The sequence below is a fragment of the Streptomyces sp. NBC_00249 genome, from assembly GCF_026342355.1.
Taxonomy (GTDB): Bacteria; Actinomycetota; Actinomycetes; order Streptomycetales; family Streptomycetaceae; genus Streptomyces.
The window spans coordinates 656,841-667,851 of sequence record NZ_JAPEMV010000003.1; the positions used below are offsets into that span (position 1 = coordinate 656,841).

1 protein-coding gene is annotated in these 11,011 nt (G+C 74.8%); it reads left to right on the plus strand.

Annotation, left to right across the window (positions count from 1 at the left end; all coding sequences use genetic code 11):
* Positions 1-43 precede the first annotated feature (43 nt).
* Positions 44-10,975, plus strand: a complete 10,932-nt coding sequence (locus tag OOK31_RS17095; protein WP_267088094.1) for a type I polyketide synthase — start codon at positions 44-46, stop codon at positions 10,973-10,975.
* Positions 10,976-11,011: the final 36 nt, after the last annotated feature.

The window sequence follows — 11,011 nt, forward strand, 5'->3', positions numbered from 1 at the left end:
GCCGGCTTCCGGCCCCACCAGCTCGACGTAAAAGGTGACTCAGGTGTCCGACCTCCAGGCCAACCTCCAGGCGAACAACAACGAGGAAAAGCTCCGCTACTTCCTCAAGCGGGTATCGGCCGACCTCCACGAGGCCCGCGAGCGGCTGCGGGACCTCGACGCGGCACAGCACGAGCCGATCGCCATCGTCGCGATGAGCTGCCGTTTCCCCGGCGGCATCACCTCACCCGAGGGCCTCTGGCAGTTCCTCGCGGACGGCGGGGACGCCATCACCGCCTTCCCCGCCGACCGCGGCTGGGACCTCGAGTCCCTCTACGACCCCGACCCGGACAGCCGTGGCACCAGCCACGTCCGGGACGGCGGATTCCTCGACGGGATCGACCTCTTCGACGCCGGCCTCTTCGACATCTCGCCGCGCGAGGCCCTCACCATGGACCCCCAGCAGCGCCTGTTGCTGGAGTCCTGCTGGGAGACGTTCGAACGGGCCGGAATCGACCCCACGACCCTCAAGGGCAGCCGTACCGGCGTGTTCACGGGCGTGATGTACCACGACCACACCTCGGTGCTCGCCCAGGCCGTCGAGGACGTCGACGGCTACATCGGCACGGGCAGCGCCGCGAGCGTCGTATCCGGACGGGTCTCGTACACCTTCGGACTGGAAGGGCCCGCGGTGACCGTCGACACCGCGTGCTCCTCCTCCCTGGTCGCCCTGCACCTCGCCGTCCAGGCTCTCCGGCGGGGCGAATGCGACCTGGCACTCGCGGGCGGGGTGACCGCCATGCTCACGCCCACGTCCTTCGTCGACTTCAGCCGGCAGCGCGGACTGGCCGCCGACGGCCGCTGCAAGCCCTTCGCGGCCGCCGCCGACGGCACCGGCTGGAGCGAGGGCGCGGGCATGCTCCTGGTGGAGCGGCTCTCCGACGCCCGCCGCAACGGCCACCAGGTCCTGGCGGTCGTCCGCGGCTCGGCCGTGAACCAGGACGGCGCCTCCAACGGCCTCACCGCCCCGAACGGCCCTTCGCAGCAGCGGGTGATCCTGCAGGCGCTCGCCGACGCCGGGCTGTCCGCCACCGAGGTGGACGCGGTGGAGGCACACGGCACGGGGACGACGCTGGGTGACCCGATCGAAGCGCAGGCGCTGCTGGCGACGTACGGGCAGGATCGGCCGGCGGACCGGCCGTTGTGGCTGGGGTCGTTGAAGTCGAACATCGGGCACACCCAGGCCGCGGCCGGGGTGGGCGGGATCATCAAGATGGTCGAGGCGATGCGCCACGGAGTCCTGCCGAAGACCCTCCACGTGGACGCGCCGACCCCGCACGTCGACTGGTCGGCCGGAGCCGTACGCCTCCTCACCGAGCCCGTCGCCTGGCCGGAACACGACCGCCCCCGACGGGCGGCGGTCTCCTCGTTCGGCTTCAGCGGAACCAACGCCCACGTCGTCATCGAGGAGCCCCCGACGCCGGAGCACGGGCCGGCCGACGGCGCGGGCGACCCGGCGCGGGCAACACCCGTACTGCTCTCGGGGAAGAACGCGGCCGCGCTGCGCGGCCAGGCCGCCCGGCTCCTCGTCCACACGGAGAACCACCCCGACGGGTCCCTGGCCGACCTGGGCCTGTCCACGGCGACGACCCGGGCCGCCCTGGACCACCGGGCGGCGATCGTGGCATCGGACCGCGACGAACTGCGCCGCGCGCTGGAGCTGCTCGCGCGGGACGACGCCGGGGGCGCGGGCACGGTGACCGGCGTCGTCAAACCCCGGCAGACGATGGCGTTCCTCTTCTCCGGGCAGGGAAGCCAACGGCTCGGGATGGGCCGTGAGCTGTACGCGGCCTTCCCGGTGTTCGCCGAGGCCTTCGACACGGTGTGCTCCGCACTGGACGCGCACCTCGAACTCCCGCTGAAGAGTGTGGTGTTCGGTGTGGACGCGGAACTGCTGAACCGGACGGAGTACGCGCAACCGGCGCTGTTCGCGGTCGAAGTGGCCCTGTACCGGCTGGTGGATTCCTGGGGGGTCCGGCCGGACTTCCTGGCGGGCCATTCGGTGGGCGAGTTCGCTGCCGCCCATGTGGCGGGTGTGTTCTCACTGTCGGATGCGGCGCGGCTGGTGGCGGCGCGCGGCCGTCTGATGCAGGCGCTCCCGGCCGGAGGTGTCATGGTCGCGGTGCAGGCCTCGGAGGACGAGGTACGGGAACTGCTCGCCGGGTATGAGGAGCACGCGGGCATCGCCGCCGTCAACGGGCCTTCGTCCGTGGTGGTTTCGGGCGCGGAGGACGCCGTAGCGGCAGTGGTCGGGCGGCTGTCGGACGACGGCCGCAAGTCGAAGGCGCTGTCCGTCTCGCACGCCTTCCACTCGCCGCTGATGGACCCGATGCTGGCCGACTTCCGGGCCGTGGTGGAGGGCGTCTCCTTCGGAGCCCCGCGCGTCCCGGTCGTCTCCACCGTCACCGGACATCCGGTCCCGGCGGAGGAGTTCGGCTCCGCCGACTACTGGGTGCGCCACGTCCGCGAGGCGGTCCGCTTCGCCGACGCCGTCACCGCCCTCGCCGGGGAAGGTGCGAACACCTTCCTGGAGATCGGCCCGGGCGGGATCCTGACCGCCCTGGCGCAGACCGCCCTGGAAGGCGACGCTGCCGTCGTCCCCCTCCTGCGCGCGGACCGGCTCGAGGACGTGGCCGTCGCCACCGCCCTCGCGGGGCTCCACGTCCACGGCACGCCCGTCGACTGGACGGCCGTCCACGCCGGACGCGGAGCCCGCCGCGTCGACCTCCCCACGTACGCCTTCCAGCGCGAGCACTACCGGCTGGAGACGCGGCCCGCCCCGGGCGATCTCACCCGCGCCGGTCTCTGGTCGGCCGATCACCCGCTGCTGGGCGCCGTCGTCACCCTGGCCGACGGTGAAGGGGTCCTGCTGACGGGCCGGGTGTCGCTCACCACGCACCCCTGGCTCGCCGACCACGTGGTGACGGGTGCGGTGCTCCTGCCCGGAACGGCGCTCGTCGAGCTGGCGTTCCGGGCCGGCGACCAGGTGGGGTGCGCCCGGATCGAGGAACTGACCCTGGAAGCCCCCCTGGTCCTGCCCGGACAGGGCGGCGTACAGCTCCAGGTGGTCGTCGACGGCCCCGGCGCGAACGGCCTGCGCGCCGTACGGGTGTACTCGCGGCACGACGACGCCCTGGCGGCGGACGCCTGGACCTGCCACGCCTCGGGACTCCTGTCGGCCGGTGCGGGCACCCGCCCGGACCGGAGCCCGGACACGCCCTCGGACCCCGCGCTCACCGAGTGGCCCCCCGCCGGAGCCGAACCGCTCGACGCCGGAGCCCTCTACGACCGGATGACCGAACTCGGCCTGGAATACGGCCCGGTGTTCCGGGGCGTCCGGACCGGGTGGCGGCGCGGCGAAGACGTCTTCGCGGAGATCGCCCTGCCCGAAGGAACCGACGTCACCGGCTTCGGCATGCACCCCGCGCTGTTCGACGCCGCCCTCCACACGGCGGGTCTCGACGCCCGCGCGGCGCGCGCCGACGGACCCCGGATCCCGTTCGCGTGGAACGGGGTCGACCTCCACGCGACCGGGGCCACCGCGTTACGGCTCCGCCTCACGCCGGCGGCGGCCGGGAAGGGCGCGGCGTCGCTGTCCCTCGCGGACGCCACGGGCCGTCCGGTGCTCTCCGTGGAGTCCCTGGACCTGCGCCCGGTCGCCGTGGAACAGCTGGCCACCGCCGGGGGAGACCGTGCCGGGGGGCTGTTCCGGCTGGAGTGGAAGCCGGCCGCGGACCCCGCTCCCGCCTCGGAGCTGCCGGTCGCAATGTTCGACACCCTGGCCGGGCTGCCCGCCGACGGGACCCCCGTCCCCGACCTGGTGGCGGTACCGGCGCCGGTACCCGCCCCGGGGAGCGCGGGGACGGCGACGGCGGCCCGCCCGGCCGCGGCTGCCCAGGCGGCGCTGGAACTGGTACAGGAGTGGCTGTCGGACGAGCGGTACGCCGCCTCGCGGCTGCTGATCGTCACCCGGGGCGCGGTCGCCGTCGAACCGGCCGCGGCCGCCGACCCCGCGCAGGCGGCGGTCTGGGGCCTGGTGCGTTCGGCGCAGGCGGAGAACCCCGACCGCTTCGTCCTCGTCGACGTCGACGTCGAGGCCGATGCCGACGGGGACGACCTGCCGCCGCTCGCGGCCGCGGCCGCCACGGGCGAGCCGCAGCTGGCGGTACGCGGGAAGGCGCTGTTCGCGCCCCGGCTGGTGCGCGCGGCCGAACCGCCGGCGGGCGGCGAGGCCCCCGCCGCCACGGTGTTCGCGCCGCACGGCACGGTCCTGGTGACCGGCGCGTCCGGGGTACTGGGGCGCGTGGTGGCCCGGCACCTGGTGGCCGAGCACGGCGTCCGACGGCTGGTCCTGGCGAGCCGTCGCGGTCCCACCGCCGACGGCGCGGCCGAGTTCGCGGCCGAGCTCGGCGCACTGGGCGCCGAGGTGGACACCGTGGCCTGCGACGTGGCCGACCGGGAGGCCCTGGCCGGGCTGCTGGACTCACTGCCGGCCGCCCACCCGCTGACGGGCGTGGTCCACGCCGCGGGCGTGACCGACGACGGCGTCGTACCGGCCCTGACACCCGAACGGGTATCGAAGGTGTTCGGCCCGAAGGTGGCCGGAGCCCTGCACCTGGACGAACTGACCCGGGGCCTCGACCTGTCGGCCTTCGTGCTGTTCTCCTCGGCCGCCGGAGTCTTCGGCAACCCCGGACAGGGCAACTACGCCGCCGCGAACGCCGCCCTGGACGCACTGGCCCACACCCGCCGAGCGGCCGGCCTGCCCGGCCTGTCGCTGGCGTGGGGCCTGTGGGCGACCACCAGCGCCCTCACCGCCACCCTCGCCGACGCCGACCACCGGCGCATGAACCGCTCCGGGCTCGTCGCGCTGGAGACCGGAGAAGGCCTCGGACTCCTCGACGCCGCCCTGCGCTCCACCGAGCCGCTGCTCGTACCCGTCCGCTGGGACCCGCCCGCGCTGCGCGAACAGGCCCGCGCGGGGGCACTGCCCCCGCTCCTACGGGACCTGGTCCCCGCGCCCGTACGCCGTACCGAGGCGGCCGCGGCGACCTCCGGGGACACGGCCCGCTCCGCACTGTCGGAGCGGCTGCGGGAACTGCCCGAGGGCCGCCGCACCGAGCTGCTCGTCGAACTCGTACGCGCGCACGCGGCCTCCGTACTGGGACACGACCGGCCCGAATCCGTACAGGCCACCCAGGCGTTCCGGGAGCTGGGCTTCGACTCCCTCACCGCCGTCGAACTCCGCAACCGCCTCGTCTCCGCGACCGGCGTACGACTGCCGGCCGGGCTCGTCTTCGACCACCCGACCCCCGACGCGCTCGCCCGCCACCTCCTCGGCCAACTGGACGGAACCCGCCCGGCCGCGACCGCCCGGGCCGCCACCCCGACCGGGGGAGCCGCCGACGAGCCCCTCGCCATCGTCGCCATGAGCTGCCGATACCCGGGCGGCGTGCGGTCCCCCGAGGACCTGTGGCACCTCCTCTCCACGGGCACCGACGCCATATCCGACTTCCCCACCGACCGCGGCTGGGACCTCGACCTCCTCGCCGAGCACGACACCACCGGCTCCAGCAGCACCCGCAAGGGCGGATTCCTCTACGACGCGGGCGAGTTCGACGCGGCGTTCTTCGGGATCTCCCCGCGCGAGGCCCTCGCCATGGACCCCCAGCAGCGGCTGCTGCTGGAGACCTCCTGGGAGGCGTTCGAACGGGCCGGCATCGACCCCGCCATGCTGCGCGGCAGCCGCACCGGAGTCTTCACCGGCGTCATGTACCACGACTACGCCTCCTCGCTCCGGTCGGTCCCGGAGGGGGTGGAAGGCTTCCTCGGCACCGGCAACTCCGGGAGCGTCATCTCCGGCCGCCTCTCCTACACCTTCGGCCTCGAAGGCCCCGCGGTGACGGTGGACACCGCCTGCTCCTCGTCGCTCGTCGCCCTGCACCTGGCGGTCCAGGCGCTGCGCCAGGGCGAGTGCGAACTCGCCCTGGCGGGCGGGGTGACCGTCATGGCCGGCCCGGGCGCCTTCGTGGAGTTCAGCCGCCAGCGCGGCCTGGCCGCTGACGGCCGCTGCAAGGCCTTCTCCGCGAACGCCGACGGCACCGGATGGGGCGAGGGCGTGGGCATGCTGCTGGTGGAGCGGCTGTCGGACGCCCGGCGCAACGGCCACCCGGTGCTGGCGGTGGTGCGGGGGAGTGCCGTGAACCAGGACGGTGCGTCGAACGGGCTCACGGCCCCGAACGGGCCGGCGCAGCAGCGCGTCATCGAACAGGCCCTGGCGAGTGCGGGGTTGTCCGCTGCGGACGTGGATGTGGTGGAGGCGCACGGTACGGGGACCCGGCTGGGTGATCCGATCGAGGCGCAGGCGCTGCTGGCGACGTACGGGCAGGACCGTCCGTCCGATCGGCCGTTGTGGCTGGGGTCGTTGAAGTCGAACATCGGGCACACTCAGGCGGCGGCCGGGGTGGGCGGGATCATCAAGATGGTCGAGGCGATGCGCCACGGCGTCCTGCCGAAGACCCTCCACGTGGACGAACCCTCCCCGCACGTCGACTGGTCGGCCGGAGCTGTCCGCCTCCTGACCGAACCCGTGGCATGGACAGAACACGACCGGCCCCGACGGGCGGCCGTCTCCTCGTTCGGTTTCAGCGGCACCAACGCCCACGTCGTCCTCGAACAGGCACCGGCCGTCACCCGGCCCGCCCCGGAGACGACGCCCGCACCGCCGTTCGCGGCGCCCTGGGTCCTGTCCGCCAAGACCCCGGACGCGCTGCGCGCGCAGGCACGGCGACTCCTGTCGTACGCGAGGCAACATGCACAGGACGACGACGGACGCCATGAGGTGGCGTACTCGCTGGCCACCGGCCGCACCGCCCTGGAGCACCGCGCCGCAGTGGTGGCAGCGGACGCGGCCGGCGCCCTGGAGGGGCTGGCAGCCCTCGCGAACGGCGACGTGTCGCGGTCCGTGGTGCGGGCCGTCGCCGTGCCCGGTACGAAGCGGGCCTTCCTGTTCTCGGGGCAGGGGAGCCAGCGGCTCGGGATGGGACGTGAACTGCACGCGGCCTTCCCGGTGTTCGCCGAGGCCTTCGATGCCGCGTGCTCCGCACTGGACACGCACCTCGAACTGCCGCTGAAGAGTGTGGTGTTCGGTGAGGACGTGGAGTTGCTGAACCGGACGGAGTATGCGCAGCCGGCGTTGTTCGTGGTCGAGGTGGCGTTGTTCCGGCTGGTGGAGTCGTGGGGTGTGCGGGCGGACTTCCTGGCCGGGCATTCGGTGGGCGAGTTCGCCGCCGCCCATGTGGCGGGGGTCTTCTCCCTCGAAGACGCGGCCGCTCTGGTGGCTGCGCGTGGCCGTCTGATGCAGGCGCTCCCGGCCGGGGGTGTCATGGTCGCCGTACAGGCCTCGGAGGATGAGGTACGGGAACTGCTGGCCGGCTACGAGGACCGCGTGGGCGTCGCCGCCGTCAACGGGCCCTCAGCCGTGGTGGTTTCGGGCGCTCAGGACGCCGTGTCCGCGGTCGTCGACCGGTTGTCGGCCGACGGCCGCAAGTCGAAGGCGCTGTCGGTCTCGCACGCCTTCCACTCGCCGCTCATGGACCCGATGCTGGCCGACTTCCGCAAGGTCGTGGAGACGGTCACCTTCCACGCCCCGCGCCTGCCGGTCGTCTCCACGCTCACCGGCCGTCCGGTGGCGACCGACGAGTTCTGCTCCGTCGACTACTGGGTCCGCCACGTCCGCGAGGCCGTGCGCTTCGCCGATGCCGTCACCGCCCTCACCGACGAGGGGGCGGGCACCTTCCTGGAGATCGGCCCCGGCGGGGTCCTGACCGCGCTGGCCCAGGACGTCCTGGACGACGCGCACGCCGCGACCGTCCCCCTCCTGCGCGCCGACCGCCCCGAGGCCCTGGCCGTCATCACCGCCCTCGCCCAGCTCCACGTCCACGGCACGCCCGTCGACTGGACGGCCGTCTTCGCCGGACGCCGCGTTCAGCGCGTCGACCTGCCCACCTACGCCTTCCAACGCACCCGCTACTGGCTCGAATCCGCTCCCGCACCCGGGAACGTCGCAGCCGCCGGCCTGGCCGAAGCCGGTCACGCCCTGCTCGGAGCCGCGGTCGCGCTCGCGGACGGCGAGGGGATCGTCCTGACGGGGCGGCTGTCACAAGCGACCCACCCCTGGCTCGCCGACCACGTGGTGATGGGGGCCGTACTGCTCCCCGGCACCGCTCTGGTGGACCTGGCCCTGCACGCCGCCCGCGACGAGGCCGTCCGGTGCGACCGGCTGGACGAGCTGGTCCTCGGGGCCCCGCTCGTCGTGCCGGACGATGCCGCCGTCCGGATCCAGGTCCGCGTCGGCGTATCCGACGGCAACGGCCGCCGTCCCCTGGAGATCCACTCCCGCACCGAGGGTGCGCCGTCCGACGAGCCGTGGACCCGCCACGCGGCCGGGACGCTGTCGTCCGCCGCGACCGCCGACGCCGCCACCCCGCTCGCCGACTGGCCGCCGTCGGAGGCGGTCTCCGTTCCCGCTGAGGTCGTGGACTCCCTGTACGCGCGGATGGCGGGCCTGGGGCTCGACTACGGCCCGCTGTTCCGGGGAGTGCGCGCCGCGTGGACGCGGGACGACGTCCTCTTCGCCGAAGTGGAACTGCCCGAGGGGACCGACGTGTCCGGCTTCGGACTGCACCCGGCGCTGCTGGACGCGGCTCTGCACACCGTCGCCCTCGGCACCGGCCTCCTCGGCCCCGACGCCGATGCCGCTGACCGGGCACGGGTTCCGTTCTCCTGGAGCGGGGTCACGGTGCACGACCTGCCCCCGGCGGGTGCGTCGGCCCTGCGGATCCGGCTGGCTCCCGCCGGTCCGGACACCGTCTCGCTGCTTGCCGCCGATGCCCTCGGCCGGAGCCTGGCCTCCGTCGACGGGCTCGTCCTGCGGCCGGTCTCCGCCGAGCAGCTCGCCGCCGCACGGGCCGGGGGGTCCCGGGACTCCCTGTTCCGGGTCGACTGGGCGGCACTGCCCCTGCCGCAGCCGCCGGGCCCGGACGGGCCGTCGACCGCCGATCACATCGTGGAGCTCGGCCCCGACGGCCCCGACGGCCCCGACGGCCCGGACACCGCAGCCGGCCCGGCCGGGTCGGCCGAGGCCGTACGTTCCGCCGCCCGCCGCGCCCTGGCCCTCGTACAGGAGTGGCTGACGGCGTCCGAGGCCGATGCGACGGACGCGCGGCGGCTCGTCGTCGTGACCCGGAACGCGGTCGCCGTCGATGCCGACGACGCGGCGCGCCTGGACCCGGCCCAGGCGGCCGTGTGGGGCCTGGTCAGGTCCGTCCAGGCCGAGCACCCCGAACGCCTCGTCCTGGTGGACACGGACCGCTCGCATCCGGACGGCCTGCTGACGGCCGTACTCGCCACCGGTGAGCCGCAGTCCGCCCTCCGGGACGGCCGGGCCCTCGTACCGATGCTGGCACGCGCGGCCGGCGCCACGGCTCCCGGACTGCCCGCCTCCCTGGGGCTGAACCCGGAGGGCACCGTCCTGGTGACCGGTGCGACGGGTGCGCTAGGCCGGCTCGTGGCACGGCACCTGGTGGCGGCCCACGGCGTGCGGCACCTGGTGCTGACCAGCCGCCGGGGACCCGACGCCGACGGCGCGGCCGCCTTCGCCGCCGAACTGGCGGCGCTGGGCGCCGAAGTGGCCACCCTGGCGTGCGACGCGGGGGACCGCACCGCGCTCGCCGCCGTCCTCGACGGCATCCCGGCCGCGCATCCCCTGACCGGGGTCGTGCACGCCGCCGGTGTGCTCGACGACGCGCTGGTGGGAGCGCTGACGCCGGAGCGGCTGGACAACGTCCTGGGGCCCAAGGCCGACGCCGCCCTCCACCTGCACGAGCTGACCCGGGACCGGGGCGCGGACCTCGCGGCCTTCGTCCTGTTCTCCTCGCTCGCCGGTACGTTCGGCAACGCCGGCCAGGCCAACTACGCCGCCGCCAACGCCTGCCTGGACGCCCTCGCGCAGTCGCGCCGGGCGGCCGGACTCCCCGCCGTCTCGCTGGCCTGGGGCCCCTGGGCCTCGGACCCCGACTCCGACGGCACGCACGGGATGGCCGGCGCGGCCGGCGCCGCGGCCCTCGCCCGGATGGCCCGGGCCGGCGTGTCACCGCTCTCCCCGTCCGAGGGCCTCGCCCTCTTCGACACGGCGACCGCGACCGGTACCGGCCCGGACGCGGTGCTCCTGCCCGTACGCCTCAACCTCCCCGCCCTCCGCCACCGCGCCGGGACCGAGCCGCTCCCCGCCCTGCTGCGCGGCCTGGTACGGGCCCCCGCCCGCCCGGCGCCGGCCGCCGGGCCCGGGACGGCCGCCCTCGCCGGGCAGCTGGCCGGGGCGTCGCAGGACAAGCGGCGACGGATCCTGCTCGGCGTCGTCAGGAGCCAGGTCGCCGCCGTGCTGGGGCACGCCTCCTCCGAGGCGGTCGGCGCCGCGCAGGCCTTCCGCGACCTCGGCTTCGACTCACTCACCGCCGTCGAACTGCGCAACCACCTCGGCGCGATCACCGGACTGCGCCTCCCGGCGAGCCTGCTGTTCGACTACCCGACCCCGACGGCCCTCGCCGAGCACCTCGGCGCCGCGCTGCCCACCACCGGGGGCGCCGACGGCGGCGGGGCGGATCCGGCGCCCTCCCTGCTCTCCGAGATCGACCGCCTGGAAGCCGCGTTCGCACAGTCCCCGTACGACAGGACGACGCGGGCCACGGCCACCCTCCGGCTGGAGGTCCTGCTCGCGAAATGGCGCGAAGCGGGACGCGACACCGGCCGCGACACCACGCTCGACACCACCCTCGACACCGGCCACGCGCCCGGGGACGGAGCCGCGACCGAGATCGAGGAGGCCTCCGACGAGGAACTCTTCGACCTGCTCGACGGCGAGCTCGGCACCCACTGATCGACCAGCACGACATCCCTTCGCGTTGAGGAACAG